The organism is Paenibacillus sp. J31R109, from assembly GCF_059692055.1.
The window spans coordinates 968,304-989,864 of sequence record NZ_JCAUAR010000002.1; the positions used below are offsets into that span (position 1 = coordinate 968,304).

The window sequence follows — 21,561 nt, forward strand, 5'->3', positions numbered from 1 at the left end:
CTACTTTTTCGCACCAAGGAGACATTGACATGAGCCAGATCCTTCCTCCCTACTTTGAGCAAAATAAAAACCAAAGCGGTCAATCGGATATCGATCGCCTCTTCTATATTGGTGTGCAAACGACCCTCGATGAAGGCTACCAGATTGGATCCCATTGGCATTTTCATATGGAAATTATTTATATAGCATCTGGAAATGCCACCATTACGGTAGGCAGCGATCGGTTTGAAGCCGCTGAAGGCACTTTCATATTGATTCATCCTTGTGAAGTGCATAATGTGTCAATCGCGCCAAACCAACCTTCCAGGCATTATGTCATTGGTTTTGATCCAGAATTGCTGAGACCAATGCCACAGCTTGCTTTTGAATTGCAATATTATTTGCCCTATATCACTCCTCTCGCAGGTTTAAACAAATGGATTGTGCCAGAAGTCCAAGACAAGCCTGCCCTTCATGACCTCGTCGAAGACATGTATCGTGAGTACAACATGAAAGAATTTGGCTTCGAGCTGGCTGTCTCCTCATCCATCTTCAAGCTTATTCTCTGGCTGCTTCGCGATCAGCGGGCACTTCTGTCGCCAGATCAGCTAAAGATGGAAAGTGAGGAGGCCCTTAACATGTCCGCATTCCGTCAACTTCTCGCGTCCATTAATGACGATGTGCACCAAACAATATCTGCAGAAGAAGCGGCAATGCAATGTATGATGAGCTACAGTCAATTCGCACGTTTTTTCAAAAGTGTCATGCATACGTCCTTCACACAATATGTCATGTTTATTAAAATAAGAAGAGCCGAGCAATTGTTGCTCGACCCTCTAAAAAGTATCACGCAAATTACGCTTGAAACTGGCTTTAACCATACCAGCTATTTCATTAAACAATTCAAACGTCTCAAGGGCATTTCACCTAAGCGGTATCGAAAAGAGCAGCTCCTTCTGCTGGGCAAAGCATGATCATCACGGCTTTATAATAACCTGAACAGAATACAACTTTTCTGTCTCTCGCTTCATTCACAGGTTCTATCATTAGGACTACTATTAAAGACGTAGACTACGATAACTTGATGGAAGGAAGCGACACACATGAGTAACACATCCACTAAAAAAGTAAGAATTGCCCTAGTCGGACTTCGATTTGGAGGAGCTTTCGCGCCGATCTATCATGCCCACCCCGATGTCGAGCATGTTGCGATTTGCGATACAGATGAAGAACTTTTGAATCAATATGGGGATAAATATGGCTTTGACAGACGTTTCACAAACTTAGCGGATATTCTAGCGTCAGATGACTATGATGCCGTCCACCTCGTATCTCCGATTCCATTGCACGGGAAACAATCCGTAGAAGTACTTCGGTCAGGTAAGCACTGTGCTTGCACAGTGCCCATGGCGACTAGCCTAGAGGATTTGCGTGCCATCGTGGCAGCGGAGAAAGAAAGCAATCGCAATTACATGATGATGGAGACAGCGGTATATACGTACCAATTCTTGTATGCCCAAGAAATGTATCGCAAAGGCGAGTTCGGACGTGTGCAATTCCTTCGAGGGGCTCATTACCAAGATATGGTGAATTGGCCGCCATACTGGAAAGGTCTTCCTCCTATGCATTATGCTACGCATGCAATTTCTCCTCTTCTTGCTCTATCAGGAACACGAGCAACAAAAGTTAATTGTATCGGTTCTGGCCTCATGGCGGACGACCTTGTGCAGCAATATGGGAACCCCTATCCGATTGAAACGGCGATCTTCCAATTGGAGCAAGAGCATCTAAGTGCAGAGGTTACACGTACACTTTTCCAAACAACGCGCCCTTACATGGAGAGCTTCAATATTTATGGGGAAGAAGCTTCCGTGGAATGGCACATGGAAGATGGGCCCCTGACTGTGTTTAAGACCGCTGCAGAACAAGGGGAACGAGGCCGTAAATCCGACGTTACCTTGGTAAAAGCGCCTTCCCGTCCGGACTTGCTCCCAGAAGAACTGGCTTATCATATTACGCACCAAGCCATTCTTGATCCGAACAATCCGCATCAATCTGTCTTACAAGGAAATGGCCACCACGGCTCGCATCCTCACTTAGTTCATGAGTTTCTACGCAGTATTGTGGAACAGCGGAAGCCGGCGATTGATGCCGTGACAGCCGCGAATTGGACTGCCGCTGGTATTTGTGCACATGAATCTGCGATGCAAGGCGGTAAGGAAGTCATTATTCCTAGCTTTGAATAACTTGCTAAAGCTTACTTACGTGCGATAAATATTGCGAATATACGCTGTCGGTGGCTCCCCCATTACTTTGCGAAAAACACGCGAGAAATAATAGGGGTTCGTAAAATGGAGGAGATGGCTCACTTCTGAGATATTGAGCGTTGTATTTCTGAGAAGCTCGGCTGATTTATGAATGCGAAGCCGCTCATGATAGTTAAATAAACTAATTCCCATTTTACTGGTAAATAGCGTACTCATATAACGGTAATTGAGCTGGAACTCCGCGGTAATACGCTCGGGGTCCAGCTTATATGCCCAATGCTCTTCCAGATAAGCAGCGAGTTTCTGGACAACCGCATCTGACTTACTAGACAGTTTGGGCCGTTCCAGCGATTGTCGATAGATATCAAGAAAAATCTCCATCGTTTTCATGCTTAAAGATAAATGGCTAAATAAAGGGGCTGAGCTGTACAACTCGTACAGCTCTTTTAATTTGCTGATCAAGGCAGACGGCTGTCCTAATTGAAAAAGCTTGGGTAGAACCAACTGATGTTGGTAATCTTGTGGTGTAAATAGTTGGTACGCTTGCGTAGCCCGGAAGGAGGGTAAGCTTCGTTCCTCAACTTCTCTCTTGGGGAGCGACTCCTCTTCGCGGTCATAGAAGTGAATCCAAATCGTTGAGGTGTCCGGCAACGTGCCAGATCCCCCCCAATGGTGCAGTCCACTTTTGAGAAAAAAGCCAGTCCCCTCCGTAAGAAGATATTCCTGCCCTTCCTCCACCACTTGCATCTGACCACTAATGACAAAGATAAACACATTAAAATCAGCCTTACGATCGGGATGAATCCAGCCTTCCGTGGTTAACGTTTTCCCCATATCACGAATAAATGGAAAGTAGCCTGTATGTAATCGAATTCGGTCCATATCGTCGTTCCTTTCTTGGGAAATTAATGGAGCAAAAAGCTGTCAAAACCATGGAATCCTCGGTCTTGACAGCTTTCGTATGCAATTTCACAATACGGTTAGAACAATGCGTTCTCTTTACTCACTTTTTTCACCGACATATTCACAATGATAATAATCACAAAGTTCAAGACAGACTGATACACACCAACGGCTGCCGACATCCCGAACTCCTGCATATCCAGAAGCGCCCGGAAGGAGAAGGTATCAATAACATCTGTTTTATCATATAAAATCCCATTAGCCCCGATGAGCTGATAAAACATCCCGAAATCGCCACGAGCGATTTGGCTTATTTTCAACAACAACAGGACAACAATCGTGGGAATAATCGAAGGTAACGTAATGTGAATAATGCGCTGCAGAACGTTTGCCCCATCAATTTTTGCCGCTTCATACATTTCGGAATCAATGCCGGCAATACTGGCTAAGTAAATGACAGTTCCATAACCGACTGTTTTCCAAGCACTAAAGAAAACAAGAATATAAGGCCATAATTTCGGACTGTTATAGAAGTTCAAAGGCTCGAAGCCTAGCGATTTCAACAGTGTATTTACCGCACCAAATTCATAATTGAGTAGATTATATACGATCGCACCAGCAACAACCCATGAAATAAAGTAAGGTAGGAAAATGACCGATTGCAAGATTTTCTTGAAGTACTTTCCCGCTAGCTCAAACAGGATGATGGCAATAAAGATTTCCAAAAAGTTATTCACGATTAGGAAAATAAAGTTATACACGATCGTATTTTTAGTGACGAGCAGTGCCTTCCCTGATTCAAAGAAAAACCTAAAATTTTCAAGCCCAACCCATGGACTTCCGAAGATTCCCTTGTTATACGTGTATGATTTAAAGGCTACTACCAAACCCGCCATAGGTAAATAACTAAAAATAAGAAAGAATAACATGGCTGGCAGAATCATGATGTACATCGTACGATTTTTAATTAAATCTCCCCAAAGTCTCTTTGCGATCATCCGAATAACCTCCTAGTAGCCAATAACAAGAGGAACTGTCCGACCAGGCACAGCCCCTCTCGCTCCCATGTACGCTCTTATTTATTGTTTTTCAAGAACTCATCAATTTGTTTTTGTGCTTCTGCTTGGATCTTTTCTAGTCCTGCCTCTTTGTATTTGGCGTTAAGCGTTTTTACAGCTTCTGCCGCATCTGCCGTAACACCAAGGTTGATAGGGTCACGATACTGATCTTTTACGTTTTTAATTGCAGCTAATTCATTCTTGATGTTGGTTGTATCGAGTACGAAGTTTAACAATGGGTTCGTAATTGCTGATTTTGTCCATACATCTTTGATCGCTGTGAATGCCGCAGGTTGGTCGGATAATGTTTTGTAAAGACCTGCCGTTCTCCAGCCCCAAGGTGAACCTGAATCTGGCTTGTAGCCTGAATCTGAACCATTTAATGCTTGAACTTTCTTGTCCGCTGTCAAATCATAATGCTTACCTTTAATACCATAAGTCGTTAAGTTGAAGTAATCTTCATTGTTGCGGAAAAGATCCAACATCATTAATGCGCGCTCTGGATTTTTGGAGTTGGCATTAATCGACATCCCATTCGAGGAATAGTTGTTTACATACGTTGCTTGACCGTTATATAGGTTATACATTTCTGCTTTCCATTCTGGATGCTTCTGATTAGCGGCAGTTATGGAGTTAGAGATATCTAATGCGTTAGCTGCCATGGAAGCACTCTTACCAGCAAGGAAGGAGTCTTTATTAGGTGTTTTGTTGACCAGTGCATTTTTGGACCAGAAGCCCCGTTTCATCCAATCGGACATCTTTTTCGCATAGTCCAAATATTGTGGCGTCTGTCCAACATCGATAATTTTACCTGATTTATCTTTCAGGTCGACCGATAGTAAGGTGTTGCTTACAATGATTTTCGTTGTAGTTCCTGCTGAGATAATATTGTCATACAAAGCATACCCAGCGCCATTCTCATCAAATGGAACCAAGCTTGGCTCATTCTTCGCAATGGTGTCTAAATATTTTTCAAAATCATCAACCGTTTTGAGTGGTGCAAGATTATATTTCTCACGTAGATCTCCACGCACACCTACGGTAGCCATCCCGAAATCTTTATTGGAACTAGGAACCATGTAAATTTTATTTTGAACTTTCACTTGATCCCAAGCTTCTTTCGGAACTTCTTTCACCGTTTGCGGTGCGTATTTCGTCAACATATCCATTGTTAACTCTTTGTAAGAGCCTTTATTGGCAAACTCACTGTATTTATACCAGTTAGCTGCGTATATGAGGTCAAAATCTTCGCCAGTTGCGAACAACAGCGGATATTTTTGAACATAATCACCCCATGATAGGAAAACAGGCTCAACTGTGGCATTAATGTCTTTCTTGAGCATTTTATTCACTTCATCATAGACAAGCCCAAGATCCTTAGGTGCATCACCAATGAGATACATTTTCAACTTCACTTCTTTAGAGATGTCAGGCTTACTAGCTGCTGCAGTGGTGGTGGCTGGTGCCGCACTACCTGAAGGTGTTGATTCTGTCGTCGTTTTGGATGTGCAGCCCGCAATTAGCATGGAAGCGGTTAAACCTACAGCCATAAGTACTCGTAATTGTTTCATTGATAAATCCTCCCCTTAATCTCATTATACATGAACCCTTATGATAAACCGGCATAAACCGGATTCACCCTTTTACAGAGCCAATCGTAATCCCTTGAATGAAATACTTTTGTACAAATGGATATAACAGAATGATTGGACCTGTTGCCACAACGGTCATCGCAAGTTTAAATGATTCCTTCGGCGTATCCATAACCACCGAGCCTTGTGCAGCTACAGCCGAATTGGCGAAAGTGATGCTATTCAAAATCTTGTACAAGAAATACTGCAGCGGATACAAGTTCTCCTTATTAATGAACAAGGTTGCATGGTACCAATCATTCCAGTAATTCAGAGCAATGAACAAGCCAATTGTCGCAAGTGCTGGTTTCAGCAGCGGCAGGATCACGGCAACGAAGATTCGGAAATCGCCAGCTCCATCTATTTTCGCGGATTCACTAATGGCATCTGGAATTGTCGAGCTAATGAAGCTTCTTAATATAATGATGTAAAATACATTCAACAATAACGGTACAATTAGGGCAAGAATCGAATCTTTGAAGCCCAAGTATTTGACGATCAAGATATACCAAGGAACTAATCCGCCAGAAAACAACGTCGTGAAGAAGAAATAGAAGGAAATCACATTGCGATACGTAAAATCTTTTCTTTGCAGTACGTAAGCGGTCATCGCCGAAAGAAACAAGCCAACGATCGTCCCTACGATAGTTACCAATAGCGTAATCTTATACGCGTTCAGTATTTGCTTCGGATTTTTCATAATGAACGAATACGCTTCAGTTGAAAATGTCTGAGGGAACAATTGATAGCCTTTTTTGACGATTTCAGACTCATCTGTAAACGACCCCATAATAATCATGACAAAGGGGATCACGCACAGCGTTGCGAAAGCAATAATCATCAAATATCCAATAAGGTTAAACGCATATTTCTCTACAGTATGTCTACTCTCCATGCAGACCCTCCATCTCTCAGGTGTGTTAGGATGACCGGTTTCCTAATTTCATACTAGCCTATGTCGCAATTTGTTGTATACTTCACAATCCCTTGAAAACACTCAACATTTTGGAGGTTTACACCTATACAAATTTGTACATCTGTACACTTTTTGCATATAGACTTACGCATTTCAAGGATATTCATTATAATAATGTGTACATGGGACCCTGTTTAGTGAAGGAGCAATGACATAGGATGAAAATCACAGAAGCTCGCACCTCCAAAAAGCTATACGCCAATATTTTTCTTTCGCTCATCATTTGCATTATTGTTACGATTGTCACATTGTCTTACGCGCTCTATGCAAATTTTGAAAAAATCGCCCTCTCTAACATTTATGCATCTGAGAAAAGCAGCCTTTCGCAGTCTAGTTACAGCGCCAAATCCATGATCGAAAGCTCAACCAATTATGCCATTCAAATTTATGCCGATCCACAATTTGATAAATTACTCCATTACACGGCTCCTAACTCGTTAGATACAAATAATGCGCTCGCTCGATTAAGTACTTATATGAATGTGAGTTATTTCTTTAATTCCATCTACATTTATAGTAAGAACTCGAAGACCATGTACGCTACATCGCAAGCGACCATGAAGAACGTTCAATCAATTGAAGAATTCTCAGATCCCGATGCTGTGAAACTGATTGAAAACTTCAACATGTATAAGCGTCTAGCACCGATTCCGCGCGTGATCCCCATCCAGACACCCTTTCAAGGGGTTGAGAAGACAGTGAATGTCTACACATTCGTGTTCTACGATCTACAAGGACCTGCGAAGGAATTAGACAATGTCATTATACTGAATGTGTCTGAGCGCTGGATGAAGGAAGCCATCATGAGCCTTGATACGGATAAAACGGGTTCAACCTTCATCATCGACAGTCATGGCCAGGCTGTAACAAGTACAGATTCGGTACCTTTTCTTTCCGATTTAAATGACCGACCTTACATACAGCAAGTATTAAGCGCTTCCGCGAATCAAGCTTCTGATTATTTGGTGGCCGATGTTGATGGCGTGAAGTCCTTAGTGGTTTATTCGAAGCACGATCAATCCAGCTGGACGTTCATCCGTGTTCTTCCCTATGATAAAATTATGGGCAAAATCGAAGCCATGAAGAAGAATGTACTGATCGTATGCTCCATACTCTTACTGATCGGGCTGACGGTCTCCTATTTGATCTCCAAATTTCTGCACAAGCCGATTGATAAGGTGTTCTCCAACGTTCATTTACTGACAAATGAAAAGCGCAATAACCAGTTTAAGCTGAAGCAAGATTTCTTACGTCGCTTCATTTTGGATAGCAGCTCTAAGCGGTTAACCGACATTGAAGTCAAGCTCCAAGAATTTGAAATTCGCGTTGAACCCTATCGTGATTTCATTATCATCCTAATTACGATTGATCGATTCGATCAATTTTCCAATCAATACAACTTTGAAGATCGTTCCCTATTGAAATATGCGGCTATGAATATCGCAGATGAGCTGTTCAGTAGCTATGGGACAAGTGAATGCATTGATATGGACGAAAAAAGTGTCGTCGTGCTGCTAAACGGGGATTTTGAAGACACACAGCATCTTCGAGAACTGACGCAAAAAGTACAGGAATCTGTTCAAGCCTATTTACATCTCTCAGTGAGCGCTGCCATCAGTGAAGTGGGGGATAACTTATTTGAAATTTCGGAGTTGTATAAAGAAACGCTCCAATTAATGGAGAACAAGTTCATCTTCGGATATCGGAGTATTTTGCAGGGATCGTACGTGCCGCAGCCACAACAACAGCCCTTTGTGCATCCAAGTGCTATGGAGAGCAACTTGCTCGAAACGCTCAAGCTCGGCAAAGCAGAGGAAACCCGCAAGTGGTTCAATGATATTTTAGTTACGATAGAACATCAGCCTTACATCGTCTACAATACGCTATTTCATCAAATGGCCTATTCCATCTCGACAACGGCGATTCAATTGGAGAAAAGCTCAGGCGTCTCCTTCAATTACGATTTTACGAATTTCGTTCAGCAACTGCACAAACTGGAAACCTTACAGGATGTTCGCAACCATTTCAATGAATTGATAACGTGTATCTGCAATGGTCTGAAGGAACGTAAGAGCACCAAACATGACAATTTGGTAACCCAGGTGGATCACATTATTCATACCCACTTTGCAGACCGTGATCTGAGCTTATTCCGAATTGCCGAGCTCATCGATATGTCGCCAGCCTATTTAGGCCGTATTTTCAAAAAGCTGACCAATCAATCCATTCCCGATTATTTAAATGAATATCGTGTCGCCCGTGCCAAGGAATTCCTCTCCACGACCACTGAGTCCATTGAGGAAATTTCTCAGAAGACAGGCTACAACAACAGCACTTACTTCTATAAGGTTTTTAAAAAGTATACCGGAATTACGCCAGCGGAGTATCGCAATGGCGTATGACACGCAAATAGGCTGTCTCAAAAGGTCTGTAATGACCTTTGAGACAGCCTATTTGTTTGCTAGATCAAGCTCAAGTTCACGTTCAATTAACAGAAAGTGAATCTAGTTTCATATTTCCTTCCCGGTAAGCAATTGTCAACGTGTGGTTCCCACTGGATAAACCAGCTACCGTTTGAGAAATCGTTTGCCAAGCACTACTAGTCGATGGAACATACCAAACTGCCCAGCTGCCATTATCAATTTTGTACCAGAATGAATCGGATGCTAAATCTGGGGCAAGTATTTTCGCAGAGAGGGTCGCATTACCAGCACTTGGACGGCTAAAATTATAAACGGCTTGCCCCGCTGCAGGTGCTGAACCCGTACTGTTTAAACCAGGTGCGTAGATATATTTCCCGCTTGGTGCAGAGGCGTCATTGACAACTGTAAACGGTGAGAAACTTCCCTGCGATGAAGCAGCTGCAGCTAGGAAGGAATAACTTCCAGTAAAGTTTTCATTAATTGTGGTGCCAGGAAATTTAACATCATTGATTGCATTACCATAACGGATTTCATCTAAATAAAGCTTGCTATATACCGGCATAACAGCTCTATAAATACCGCCTTTTATTTCAAAAGCTGTGGTAGTACAAGCCGTAAATCCTGTCATTCCCGTATAATTCACAATATTTGTATACGTCGTTTCTGTCGCGTATTTTTTCCAAACCTGAGCAATGCCATCTGATCCTGTTGTAATTTTAAATTTTATAACAAAATCAACCCATTTACCTTTGAAATTTGACAGTGATCCAATGTTAGTTGCCGTCGTTATTGTGCTTGAATCTTGAAGCCCAGTTCCATGTCTCAGAACAACTTCTACATTTCCATTGGGATTAACGACTAATGCAATGTTGGGAGAAGGACTTACACTGCCATCATGTTGTTTGATTTGATAGAAAACAAACCAGTCGGTTGGCGTAACAAAATCACTTGGGATATAGACGCTTAACCCGAGATACTTCGTTTGCTGCCAAATATTATGGTTCAAACCAGGATAACTGCCACTATTGAACTCCACATAATTTTCTATTCTGTCACGATCATAGGGAACGCCATTTGTTGAATTATCTCTTGCAATTTCATATTTGATTGAGTTGGAACCAGCACGTTTTTGCTCCGTTGTTATCGTCGGCGGCAAATATGTTCCTTGCTCATATCCCCAATAGGTAACCCCATTATCAATTAAATCATTACCTGCATTAACAGATGCAGATTCGGCATCAATATAAGCATCAAGAGTTCCAGCCATTGTCGTATTTGGGGCAAAAAATGAGCTGAATATGAACAACAATAACCCTGCCACAAAAATGGATAAAGATTTCTTAGTGCTTGTTCGTGCTTGCATAATAATCACTCCTCATTGGTTTTGATTATACACGCGATACAGCAGGACGGCAGCTTCAGCTCGAGTCGTATACGATACTGGATTCAAGCGATCCCCGTCTCCTTCAATTAAACCATTTTGAAGCAATACAAGTAGACTGTCCTTTGCATAGTCCGATAGAGAAGCAGCGTCTAGGAAACGATTGAGATCTATCGCTTTCCTACTCTCCAGATCCTGCTCAGCGATTCTCATCGCTCTCTCCACCATAACGATCATATCTTGCCTAGAGATGTAATCTCTTGGATTCAGCTTGTTGCCCCCTACACCGTTGCTGATGCCAAGTGCCTTCGCAATCCCGGCAGCTTCATAGTAATAATCACTAGGTGATACATCATCGAAGTTAATCCCGACGTCAGCACTTACGCCCAATACGCCAACCAACAGCATCAAGAAATCCGCTCTAGTCACGAAAGCACCTGGTGCAAAAGTTGTTTCAGCTGTGCCATTTACAATTCCTTTGGATGCTAATACTTCAATTTGAGATTTAGCCCAGCTGATTTGTTGGATATCCGTAAATGTTTTCATGTCAAAAGCTACGGCATAGGAGCTAAAATGAGTTGTCTTAAAGGTAACCCTACCTGTCGCTGCATCATATTTGCCAGATGGCACCTTATTGACCTTACCTTCTCCATCTACATACCAAATGACAATGTGTTCAGGACGCTTCAGCTCTTCTGCTGTAGGCGTATAAGCTATACTCACAGTAACAGGAGCTTGATTGTTCTTCCATGAAACTAACTTGCCATCGAGATACGCATTCAGCTCCACATCTGGCTTGCTTCCGACTTTCTCCTTCAATTCCGGCTTCCATCCAGATGTGTCTGCTTGGCCTATTGATATCCTAATTGAAGATGCTGCGCCAAGATCCTTCGACTTAAACATGGTATCTGGAATGGTTATCGTTCCAAGCGGCGACTCGATGGCAATTTGACGAGCTGACTGCAGCTCATTCGGCTTCGCCTCGCGGAACGCTGTCCGAGGCATCTCCAGTGCATAATCCTTCGCGCCTGAAACCTCTTTGATCGCCACGGTAACCGTTTTGTCCCCTTTCCGACCCACAGGAACTTGCTCGAACGCCTTGTTTAAGACTCCCGAATCAATTTGAACTTGTGCAGTCCCACCCTCAAGTACAGGCGTAAGTTCTACTTTTCCATTGGTCGGTGTTGGCGTTGATGTTGTTGGTGCTGATGTAGTAGTTGGTGATGTTGATGTTGGCGCAGGTGTTGGTGGAGCTGGTGTTATAGGTTTGATAACCTTAACCGTATACAGCTTAACATTTAAGCCATCTTTGGACGTTACCTTAATGGCTATCTCATTTTCACCTTCCTGTAACGGAATTGGTGCAGACGCTGTTTGGTTAGCTGCCACCTCATTATTAATCTTCAAAGTCGCTGAACTCTGCTCTAAAGTCGCTGTAATCGTTGTATTTATTGTTGTGGAAGTGACGTTAACTCTATATGTCGTCTTCTCAGGGTCAAAACCTGTTATTCGGTTCCCGCCGACAGATAGCGCACTCAGATAGGCTATTCCATCTTGAAGGTTTCCTACTGTAAAAGTCCTGTTTAATACACTTGCGACTCCCTCTCCGCTTAACGTTACATGGTATACACCGTCTTGCGCATCCGCTGCTAACGCATTTACGAAACGAAAGTCTCCGCCTGCACCGCTCAATTGTTCATCTACGATGACTATGGCTCCACTTGAATTCGTCACTGTCAATGTAACTGGCTTTCCAACACCTGAGGAAAGGTTCCCTTCAACTGTTACATTTCTTGATATTGCATCATAAGTAGCAGTCGTTTCTGCAAACGTTGCAGCCCAAGAACTGATCGGTAACAGACCCATACTTATCGAAAAAATCATCATAAATATCAGTACCCTTTTCATCATGGTCCTCCTTATTTCCGTTCCTGTTTGTTAGCATCAGCAGTAGGCAACTGCAGTAATTAACCTACTGCTGACATTTAAGTTTCTACAAACGCTTATTAGTTTAACGGTACTGTAGTCAGCAAGAGATTAACATAACCATTTCCTTTTTCTTCTGCACTAACTAAAACAGTTCCCGCTATGATGAAAGTTACTTTTGTGTGTCCAGCGGCAACTAATGCGTTGATGAAACTTGTAACGTCAAGCGACTGCACGTACCAAGATGTCGAAGGAGTTGCCTGTGGAATTACATATTGCCCCAATGATGGTGAGCTTAATGTCGCATTTAATATAGAGGAAACTGAATTATAGGTGACGCTCGTTTGATTCCATATAAGACTACTGTCCACCCCATATACAGCTACGGATACAGCCACACTTGAATCTGCCGCTGCCTTTTGAAGCCTTTGACTTAAACTGGCCGAGCTCACTGTGCCATTAATGCCAGTTAAGTCAAATTGTTGCAGGACATATTGTTGATCCTTCTTCGCCCCGATTTGTGGATTAGAAACAGCAACTGTAGCAGGGGATAGTTTATCAACAGTATTATCATTAATTGGTTTCAACACATGAGTAACATTAATTTTATACTTCCTAATGGTGACTCCGTCTTCAGCTGTTACTTTAACGATACCAAATCCTCCGCTGTTGATTTCCACTTGTGCGTTAGGATTCGTTGCCGTTGCCGTAATTACAGGGATAAGTGGATTAGATACAGGCGCAGATGTTGTCCCCAAATTCCCATAGATCCCTGCACTGGCCCCGGTTCCATAGGTTATTGAATAGACTGTAGTTGCAGCCGCAAACCCATTAACCAAAGTTCCATTTACTTTCAAATCTTTCAACGATGCATCCGTTGACCGTACATAATCCAGCACAATGGAATAACTTTTCGTCTGTAAGCCATCTTCCGATGTAACGGCAACTGTCGCGGTTCCTGGTAGAACCGTAGGTAATGTCACAACGGCATTTGCATTGATATCCGTCTTCGTAACGGTAAGCGTCGGAATGACTTTGGAAGGCAAGGTAACCGAATAGCTTAACGTGTCTTTATTAAATCCATCTAACGTAACATTATTAAGCTTCACATCACTTAGCGTGGCGGCCGTCCCCATTAGCTTGCTGATTGCCACTGAGTACGTTTCTTGGGTATGACCGTCTTCAGCCGTAACCACGACGGTTGCGGTTCCTGGTACACTCGTTGCTTGCGTGATGACAGTTGTAGCCAAGTTATGCGTCGTTGTAGCCGTTAATACAGGTGGCGTCGTGTTTCCTTGTGTAAACGTGTAACTCTTCGTATTGCTTGCGAAACCAGCAATATCCTGACCATTCATTTTCAATCCGCTCAACGTGGCATCATGAGAAATAACTTTGGGAAATACTACTGCGTTTGTTAGGGGTCTGTTTAATTCATCCCAGACGAAAATGCGTACGATACAATCCTGGACATCCGCTGGTGATGTGATCGCCAGAGAAACATCTTTCACTTGATCCTTCTGGAGCGTAACTTCATCTTGTTCAATGGCCAGCACATCATTATTCCTGTACAGCGCATAAATGAGCTTTACTTTCGCATCATTAACATTGCCTGTTACAGCAGCATGCACAGTAAAGTTACTATTTGCAGGTATCGCGGAAATCTCATTGTTTGACTCATCTCTAAATGTGATGGCGCCTACAGAAGCGGAATGTTCCGCTACCACAGGTCCAGCATCATTCGCATAGATAACTGCTTCAGCCAAAGAGTTGTAACCATTATTCGGAACTGTTGTAGAAGATGAATTTCCGTTACATAGAATTCTTACATATCTACCTTGCACAGCTGGAAAATACACATCTTCTATGTTTAAAGTCGTTCCACTGCTTTTCCCATTGAATACAGTGGTCCAATTCACTTCATCTTCCGAGATCATGATTTGATAGATCTCTTTTCTTATATCTCCTCTCCACCAGGCACCACCGAAGCCGCTAACACTTTTGGTTGTACCTAGATCAAATTGAATCCATTGATCCTCACCTTGTGCGGTCCAGTAGGTATTGAAGTCACCATCCAGCGCTTTTGTGCTTTCGCTTCCCGTCGTCTCTGTGTTTTTAGATTTCACACCAACAATAGGTGATATGGCTGAATATAGGGTCACTTCGGTAATGGCGTTATTTTTTATCGTTCCATACGGCGAAAGAAATCCATGCCCCACAATTCGGATATATCTGGTAATCGTATTATCAAATACCGTACTCTCCATTTCACTCGTTGCGCCAGAGCTCATGCCGTCAAATGTAGTGACCCAATTCTGGCCATCCGATGATGTCTGCACCTCATAGATCGCTCTTCTTTCATTCCCTTTATACCAAGCAATCCCGATTTTACTAATGGGCTTCAAAGATCCCAGATCGTAAGTAATTGCTGCATTAGTTCCGGGAGCTGACCAAATGGTAGTTTCATCTTGATCTATGGTATTCTCACCACTGTATGGATCTCCATCACTAACCATAACGGCAAGAAGTCCATTATTATCGACAGGTCGTATTGATTTGATATTAAAACTTAAATAATACTCATCCCAAGTAGCCGTTCCCCAACCCGAAAGATCAATTAAATCCGTAGGGACGTAGAATGCGCCATCCAAAATCACGGCATTTTGTGTTAATTGATGGGATACACCATTCTTCGTTATTTCTTTACTATTAGCATGTAACGTAATCGCTTTGCCCAACTTGATGATCGTAGCGGTTCCAGCAGCCACATCCTCACTTACTCTGGCCCCTAGTCTTTCCATCACATTTTTTAGTGGCAGCATAGGGATGCCATTGATGCGCTTTGGAGCCGGTGTACTTGCAATCTTCACACCGTCGATGCTTAGTCCGATTTTTTCAATGACGACTGCGTCATCATCACTTACAGCTGTAGCTAGCGGTAATGTCTTTTGATCTGAATGAGATAATGTGTACGTACCTGGTGCACCTTTAAAATAGATATTCCCATTCTCCTGCGTGACTTCATATTGCGTAGTTGCCGTGATGCCATCTTTCTCTACCTTCCAGTAGCCCGGCGCCAAATCTGTTACCAGATAATAGAGATTGCTCTCTGTTCCAGCAACTTGAATTTGGAAAGAACCCGATAACTGCTGACTTTCTTTGCCAAACGTTACAACGCGATCTGAAATTTTCGCACCAACAATTTTATCACCTGTAACTTGTTCCGTTTGGAGCGGAGCTTTCACTTCGTCATTATCCATGACCTGCATAACATTCAAAAATTCATTCGTAGCAGCTGGCGTTTTCGGAGAGAGTTCAATTCGCCAGGAACCCGATTCATCCGAATTGCCGCTAGCTATCGGCTCAGGGTAGTTAATGCCATTTACGCTATAACGGAAATTATCACCACCGACCTTAGCGATATTGGCATTCTCTTGCATCGGCAGCAATGTCGTATTGACCATCTTGCCGTTGTAGTTGCCATTCCCATTCCTAATCGTTTGCGTATTACCTGATATCTCGGGCTCATTTACGCTGTGCAGCTGCCAAGTCTTTTTAAAAGTAGGATCGCTGGCTGTTAATTTGTCATACACAATCAATGCCCCCGGATACGTTGAATCCTTCATATTCAGGAATACCATGGAACGCTTATAATCGGACACTTTACTCGTATAAGCTTTCGTAATATCTCCCTTGATATACGTAAAATCTGGCTTCGCAGCATCCGTTCCAATTGCATGCTGTAGAACCTTCCCAACTTCATAACCTTTGCTAGGATCTTTCAATTCTTCCAAAGTACTAGGCTCGTTATAACTGTTAGGGAATCTTTGTCCACCATCGTTAATGACGTCTGTATTATCGGATGTCTTTTTACTTCCGTATAAAAGAAACTCTTCATTCGGGTCATAGACCAACATCGCATTATGTGCGATCGTTCGCTTGTTATAATTGCCATCATGATTGCCCGCGAATTTCCCTCCAGTACCTTGGTAGACACCGCTATCTATAGCCAATGCGCCTTTATAATAGAGTTGGAAGCTTCCTGCTTCCAAGTGCTGATGATTCACAAAGTTATAATTGCTAATATTCATATTTGCGACAACCGTATTGGAATTGAAACCAGTTCCCCAGCCTGTTCTCGCTACCATCTGACCCATGGGTTCTCCAAAGTACCTAGATGGTGGAAGTGAAACAACACTCTCCGTTTGTTGATCTGGATTGTCAAACAGGACCATCCAGGTATCTTCAACAATGTTGCTATTGTAAGCATATTCTTTCTTAAATTCAGATCTCAAATACGGATCATTGTAGTAACTCGCTGCATAAAATAACGACGGTGAAACACTCCAGTAAGTACCTATGCTGTTGTAATTTTGCGTATAGGAATCACCGTTTCTCAATAGCTGACCATCAGGCCTTCTCGTATACACGGATTGGTAGGGAACATATTGTTGCTCAGCTGAGAATACATTCCCAGCTCCCATGCGTTTAAAAATATAGGAAGCAAACATATCCCATTGAAAACGATAAGGACCATACGAATCCCCTTGCGAGTACATATTAGATTCATACAAGTAATTTCTTGCTGGCACGAACTCTTTAAAGAATCTGCCTGCAGCAATATTGTAGATATTCGGATTTTCATCATAAGCAGCCACACCGAAACCGATAATATCACGTATAAGCTGTGCTTCAGATCCATGTCCTACGACGGCGCCCTGACCTAATGGCGGATAACCAATTTCCATATTACGGGCAATGCGATCCATATTTAATCGGAAATTAAGCCGTTGATAATCGTCCATTAAGGCATAACACCAATCATATACTAAGCCAGCAGTGAGGATGACCTGTCCCATCGCTCTTGTGGAGTCACCCACAATTGGAATCATCGCCGTATTCATATAGTTAGTCATGATGTTGACTGCTTTTTGTCCTGCAGCCTGATTGCCATCCAAAAGATATAATAAGGCATTAGCCTCAATGACTTTGCGTTGTGAATCATCGTAGTTGGATTGTCCTGGAGCTGGCGCGTTCAATATGCCTGTCACATTCAACGCTGCCGTCGTTTTGACACGATTCCAAACACTTACCAATTCTCCTTTTGCAAGATTAGCCTTAATGGTAGGTATATCGCTGCTCCGTACAAACAAACGAGGATGTTCATTTGCAGGCGGCGTGATGCTTGGTGTTTGGAAAGGATTGGGATAGATAGATTCCACAATTGGGCTATCTACTACATTCACACCCAGACCCGTTGGTGTATAAAACAGATTACTCGTAACAACGAAGCGATCTATTTTAAGATTATTTTCCCGATATTTCATTTTCAAATCGTGTGTACCTGGCGTAAGTTGCAGCGTGTCCACTCTGATCCATTGCCACTCAGGTTTTACTACCGTAATCGTTTTTAATGCATAAGCATTTTGATCAAAAGCGAAATAATAGGAATCGTTGCCTCCATCTGTTGAATAAACCCTCGCCCAAAGCGCGTAACTAGCAGCTGAAGGAAGATTTACTGTAAGCAGCGCATCAGGTGAAGCAGTTGCCACGGGAGCCGGTGCGGGTGATGGATTGTTCTTGGACGTGATATAGCTGCCTGCAGCTGTGATATCATCGCTAAAGATGCTCATATTCCCATTACTCAACGTATCTTCTGCCTCAATGATAACCTCAGGGCTGAACGGACCTGCTGCCGCTAGAACATGAGGTGGTACAACCAACATGCTCGACAAGAGGAATGAACAGATGACAATAGACGAAGTGATTCTTTGATAACCTTTCCTTAACATCACTAGTACCTCCCTTAAAACTTTCTCCACAACTGTCATTACATGAGACGATTTACATCCTAAAATTTGATGTAAGCGCTTTAAATAAAACTTTAAAAGTAAGACCTTTTGTTTGAATATTCATCCTCTAACCTATTTATCTCTATTTAGGATAACGTCCCCCCTCCTCCTACATCTCTCTCAAGTGTATGTAGGATGTCAGATTTCCTAATTTCATAGTAATGATCTCGTCATGCCATGTATACTTCACAAATCCTTGAAAACACTCAACTTTTTGGCGGTTGGGCGCTATACTAATTTGTTCAATCGTACACTTTTTGCAATTCCATTTAAGTAAAACCCTATTATGTACTGCGTTTCACGCAACGCGCTAGAAGTTCATCATTGTCTAAGTCACATGACCCTTCCTATACTTCAACGGACTCATCCCAAATTGTTTTTTAAACACATGATGGAAATAACTTAGGTTATAAAAGTTGAGATCCATGGCGATATCCATCACGCTTTGATTACTGAATGCGAGCATATTCGCTGCATAATTCAAACGCAGGTTATTGATAAAATCCGTCGGTGTTTGTTGAAAATACTTTTTGAATTCTCGGCAGAGGTGATGGTGGCTCTTGCCTGACAGCTCTACCATTCGCTCAGCACCTAAGATAAAATTGTCTTTCTTATGCATCTCTTCATACACACTCGATAGCCACTCAGGAACTTCTGGCCCTTCCAATTCCAGCAAAGTAGAGAAGTATTTCAGTAAGCTATCGACGAGTAAGGAGCGTAACTGGGTTTTTATTCTTTCCTTTTGTCCATGTGGGATCGAGGCTATTCGTTCAAATTGATGCAAAAACTGCCGACTCTCCACTTCGGAAAGGACATACAATGGCGAATACGGTGTAGCCAATAATCGCTCAGCTAAAAACCCTTTCCCAAGGAATCCAAATAGCTCTTGCATAGTTCCTATCGAATAGGCAATGTTGATGTATTCGCACTCTTCTTCGGTTGCCGCTAAACAGACATGCTCATCTTGGGGACGAATAAATAACAAACTTCCGACAGGCAGAACTTGGCTAGTGCCATCTGCAAAACTATGCTTCAGCGTCCCTTTTACGACACAATGAAGCTCATAGTATTCATGGGTGTGTAAAACACGAACATTGCTGCTTGTATTATGAATGCGATAATAAGCCTCTATTACGGGATCAATGACTTGTTCAGCCGTAAATCGTTGAACTTTCATGCGAATACAACCTCCTTCTCACTCTTTCATATGACATCAAAATAACATACTTTTTAGGTACAAACAACACACGTATTTCTAAGAAAAAAGCGGTATAGTAAGTAACAGATAGACGCCCCATTCACAGTTGGAACCAAGGAGTTGAACCTATGAAGTTAAGTTACACCACACTTGCTACGCCTGAGTTGACGGGAGTCCAAGCCATCAAAATAGCAAGAAAATATGGCTACGATGGCATCGACCTTCGCGTGTCCTCTTCATCTGGGGAACTTACACTAGCCTCCTCTAAGCATCACATCCAAGAACTTGTTGATACGCTTGATGCCGAAGGCATTGCTTTAGCTAGTCTCTTAGCTTATAACGAAACCGGCAACAACCCACCGTCTTCATGGGTGCAAATGACAGAAAGCATTCTCTCCCACTTAGAACTCGCCAATCAAATGGGTGCAAGAAGCCTCCGGCTTCGACTAGGTCAAATCCCTGCTGGCATGGAAGTCAGTTCGTTTCAAGACCAATTGGTACGTGTACTTCACAAGGTGCTAAGTGATGCTCCTAAACACACTACTTTGTTACTTCAAAATCATTATAACAACTTCTGCGTGAGCGACTGCTCCCATGTCATCCGGCAATTAAACGATCCGAGGCTCGGACTCATTGTATCTACCGATCACTGCCTTCTCCAAAAGGAAAGTGCTGTTCATGTCCATCAAATCGCTTCCGATTTGACTCAGCAATTCTATTTAGCCGATATTCTTCTGTTGAAGAACGGCTATGAAGATGTATTGCCAGGGACAGGCCAAATTCCACTAAAGGATTACTTTCATGCAATAGGAGGAAATCAGTTCCACGGCTGGGTCACCTTTAAGTGGGAAAAACTTTGGCGTCCCTATCTGGCAGACTATGAGCAGTCACTTCCTTTTTTCGTCCAGTACGTTCGTTCACAGCTTGAAGTTCACTCGGATTCATAAAGTTCAAATAAGGAGACCTAGAAGATGAATATGCTATTATCCTTGCACAGAGGCAAATTAAAACAACAATTTTTCCCAACCACGATTCTGAGTGATCTCCGAGCTCACGGCAACTTAAGAGAAAATCCACATAGCCACGTTTGTACGCCAGATGAACTTAAAGTGATGCTGTATCAAGTTGAGATATGTATCGTTATGGCATGGGAAGGAGCTCCGAAATTTACCAAAGAAGTGCTTGATGAAGCCAAGCATCTGAAGCTCATTGTTACTCCCGGCGGCAGTGTCGCTACTTTTCTAACAGAAGACGTGTATGAGCGGGGGATTCAAGTAGCCAGTGCGAATCGACTGATGGCTAAGTATGTAGCAGAAGGAACGTTGGCATACATGCTAACTGCTAAGCGCGATATCGTACAACGCCATTCAGCCATGAAACAAGGCATCTGGGATACTTCGCCTTGTGGCACGTTAGTAGGAGCAAGCATTGGCCTTATTGGTCTGGGCACTGTGGGTCGATTTCTGTTGGACCTGTTGCGACCGTTTGGCGTTAGCGTAAAGCTGTATGACCCCTATGTATCGCCAGAATCGCTTAGCACCTATCCGAATGTTACCCTCTGCTCCTTAGAAGAAGCGCTGGCAGATCAAGACATTGTATCTATCCATGCCTCCAAGACAGATGAGACTTATCATCTGTTAAATCAAGATCGGCTGGCCCTCCTCAAGGATGGCACCCTTCTTATTAATACTGCGCGAGGTGCTATAATCGAGGAGAACGCTCTTATCGCAGAGCTAAAAACGGGAAGAATCCAAGCTGTGTTGGATGTATTCGAGAAAGAACCCCTACCATTATCCAGCGAACTAAGAATGCTGGACAATGTCATCCTGATGCCTCATGTCGCCGGAATGGTGGAACTTACCAAATTAAGTGCCGCGATGGTGGAAGAAATCCGACGGTTCCAACGTGCTGATGAGCTCGCTTATCGGGTGCCTGTTGAACAGTTTCGCCATATGACACGGTAGCAGGCA

Annotated in this window: 13 protein-coding genes; 5 read left to right on the forward strand and 8 right to left on the reverse strand. The window is 42.9% G+C overall.

All coding sequences use genetic code 11. The features are described from left to right. The first annotated feature begins 29 nt into the window (after positions 1 to 29). Positions 30 to 953 carry a helix-turn-helix domain-containing protein gene (locus tag AC58QT_RS09895; RefSeq protein WP_497408772.1) on the forward strand — a complete coding sequence of 308 codons (924 nt, stop codon included), beginning with the start codon at positions 30 to 32 and terminating at the stop codon, positions 951 to 953. Positions 954 to 1,082: 129 nt separating this feature from the next. Then, positions 1,083 to 2,225: a Gfo/Idh/MocA family protein gene (locus AC58QT_RS09900; protein WP_497408773.1), complete on the forward strand. Its 1,143-nt coding sequence runs from the start codon at positions 1,083 to 1,085 to the stop codon at positions 2,223 to 2,225. Between the two features lie 15 nt (positions 2,226 to 2,240). Here the strand turns inward: AC58QT_RS09900 and AC58QT_RS09905 are convergent, their stop codons facing one another. The 4 genes from AC58QT_RS09905 to AC58QT_RS09920 form a co-directional block, all read right to left on the reverse strand. Further along, positions 2,241 to 3,128, reverse strand: coding sequence for an AraC family transcriptional regulator (locus AC58QT_RS09905; protein WP_497408774.1), 888 nt, complete (start codon positions 3,126 to 3,128; stop codon positions 2,241 to 2,243). Between the two features lie 98 nt (positions 3,129 to 3,226). Beyond that, the gene (locus AC58QT_RS09910; RefSeq protein ID WP_497408775.1) at positions 3,227 to 4,147 is read right to left on the reverse strand and encodes an ABC transporter permease; all 921 of its coding nucleotides are present in this window, start codon (positions 4,145 to 4,147) and stop codon (positions 3,227 to 3,229) included. A gap of 77 nt (positions 4,148 to 4,224) precedes the next feature. Continuing rightward, positions 4,225 to 5,778 carry a DUF3502 domain-containing protein gene (locus tag AC58QT_RS09915; protein ID WP_497408776.1) on the reverse strand — a complete coding sequence of 518 codons (1,554 nt, stop codon included), beginning with the start codon at positions 5,776 to 5,778 and terminating at the stop codon, positions 4,225 to 4,227. Positions 5,779 to 5,842: 64 nt separating this feature from the next. Next, a complete protein-coding gene (locus tag AC58QT_RS09920) occupies positions 5,843 to 6,733 on the reverse strand; it encodes a carbohydrate ABC transporter permease (RefSeq protein WP_497408777.1) in 891 nt (296 codons plus the stop codon). Between the two features lie 239 nt (positions 6,734 to 6,972). On the opposite strand from AC58QT_RS09920, the gene AC58QT_RS09925 reads away from it, so the two are divergent. Continuing rightward, positions 6,973 to 9,216: an AraC family transcriptional regulator gene (locus tag AC58QT_RS09925; RefSeq protein WP_497408778.1), complete on the forward strand. Its 2,244-nt coding sequence runs from the start codon at positions 6,973 to 6,975 to the stop codon at positions 9,214 to 9,216. Between the two features lie 82 nt (positions 9,217 to 9,298). Here AC58QT_RS09925 and AC58QT_RS09930 read toward each other — a convergent pair whose 3' ends face one another. The 4 genes from AC58QT_RS09930 to AC58QT_RS09945 all read right to left on the reverse strand — a co-directional run bounded on the left by AC58QT_RS09930 (position 9,299) and on the right by AC58QT_RS09945 (position 19,570). After that, a complete protein-coding gene (locus AC58QT_RS09930; protein ID WP_497408779.1) occupies positions 9,299 to 10,600 on the reverse strand; it encodes a heparin lyase I family protein in 1,302 nt (433 codons plus the stop codon). 12 nt (positions 10,601 to 10,612) lie between these two features. After that, a complete protein-coding gene (locus tag AC58QT_RS09935) occupies positions 10,613 to 12,526 on the reverse strand; it encodes an S-layer homology domain-containing protein (RefSeq protein WP_497408780.1) in 1,914 nt (637 codons plus the stop codon). Positions 12,527 to 12,624: 98 nt separating this feature from the next. Continuing rightward, positions 12,625 to 18,333, reverse strand: coding sequence for a heparin/heparin-sulfate lyase HepB (gene hepB, locus AC58QT_RS09940; RefSeq protein ID WP_497408781.1), 5,709 nt, complete (start codon positions 18,331 to 18,333; stop codon positions 12,625 to 12,627). A gap of 388 nt (positions 18,334 to 18,721) precedes the next feature. Next, a complete protein-coding gene (locus tag AC58QT_RS09945) occupies positions 18,722 to 19,570 on the reverse strand; it encodes a helix-turn-helix domain-containing protein (RefSeq protein ID WP_497282707.1) in 849 nt (282 codons plus the stop codon). A 149-nt stretch (positions 19,571 to 19,719) separates the two neighbouring features. Here AC58QT_RS09945 and AC58QT_RS09950 point away from each other — a divergent pair, with 149 nt between their 5' ends. Both AC58QT_RS09950 and AC58QT_RS09955 read left to right on the forward strand, forming a co-directional pair. Further along, the gene (locus tag AC58QT_RS09950) at positions 19,720 to 20,538 is read left to right on the forward strand and encodes a sugar phosphate isomerase/epimerase family protein (protein ID WP_497408782.1); all 819 of its coding nucleotides are present in this window, start codon (positions 19,720 to 19,722) and stop codon (positions 20,536 to 20,538) included. Positions 20,539 to 20,562: 24 nt separating this feature from the next. Further along, a complete protein-coding gene (locus tag AC58QT_RS09955; protein WP_497408783.1) occupies positions 20,563 to 21,555 on the forward strand; it encodes a hydroxyacid dehydrogenase in 993 nt (330 codons plus the stop codon). Positions 21,556 to 21,561: the final 6 nt, after the last annotated feature.

What these genes read in the sequence shown, in the direction of transcription:
- AC58QT_RS09895 (WP_497408772.1), top strand. Translation starts at nt 30, where the DNA reads ATGAGCCAGATCCTTCCTCCCTACTTTGAGCAAAATAAAAACCAAAGC.
- AC58QT_RS09900 (WP_497408773.1), top strand. Translation starts at nt 1,083, where the DNA reads ATGAGTAACACATCCACTAAAAAAGTAAGAATTGCCCTAGTCGGACTT.
- AC58QT_RS09905 (WP_497408774.1), bottom strand. Translation starts at nt 3,128, where the DNA reads ATGGACCGAATTCGATTACATACAGGCTACTTTCCATTTATTCGTGAT.
- AC58QT_RS09910 (WP_497408775.1), bottom strand. Translation starts at nt 4,147, where the DNA reads ATGATCGCAAAGAGACTTTGGGGAGATTTAATTAAAAATCGTACGATG.
- AC58QT_RS09915 (WP_497408776.1), bottom strand. Translation starts at nt 5,778, where the DNA reads ATGAAACAATTACGAGTACTTATGGCTGTAGGTTTAACCGCTTCCATG.
- AC58QT_RS09920 (WP_497408777.1), bottom strand. Translation starts at nt 6,733, where the DNA reads ATGGAGAGTAGACATACTGTAGAGAAATATGCGTTTAACCTTATTGGA.
- AC58QT_RS09925 (WP_497408778.1), top strand. Translation starts at nt 6,973, where the DNA reads ATGAAAATCACAGAAGCTCGCACCTCCAAAAAGCTATACGCCAATATT.
- AC58QT_RS09930 (WP_497408779.1), bottom strand. Translation starts at nt 10,600, where the DNA reads ATGCAAGCACGAACAAGCACTAAGAAATCTTTATCCATTTTTGTGGCA.
- AC58QT_RS09935 (WP_497408780.1), bottom strand. Translation starts at nt 12,526, where the DNA reads ATGAAAAGGGTACTGATATTTATGATGATTTTTTCGATAAGTATGGGT.
- hepB (WP_497408781.1), bottom strand. Translation starts at nt 18,333, where the DNA reads ATGTTAAGGAAAGGTTATCAAAGAATCACTTCGTCTATTGTCATCTGT.
- AC58QT_RS09945 (WP_497282707.1), bottom strand. Translation starts at nt 19,570, where the DNA reads ATGAAAGTTCAACGATTTACGGCTGAACAAGTCATTGATCCCGTAATA.
- AC58QT_RS09950 (WP_497408782.1), top strand. Translation starts at nt 19,720, where the DNA reads ATGAAGTTAAGTTACACCACACTTGCTACGCCTGAGTTGACGGGAGTC.
- AC58QT_RS09955 (WP_497408783.1), top strand. Translation starts at nt 20,563, where the DNA reads ATGAATATGCTATTATCCTTGCACAGAGGCAAATTAAAACAACAATTT.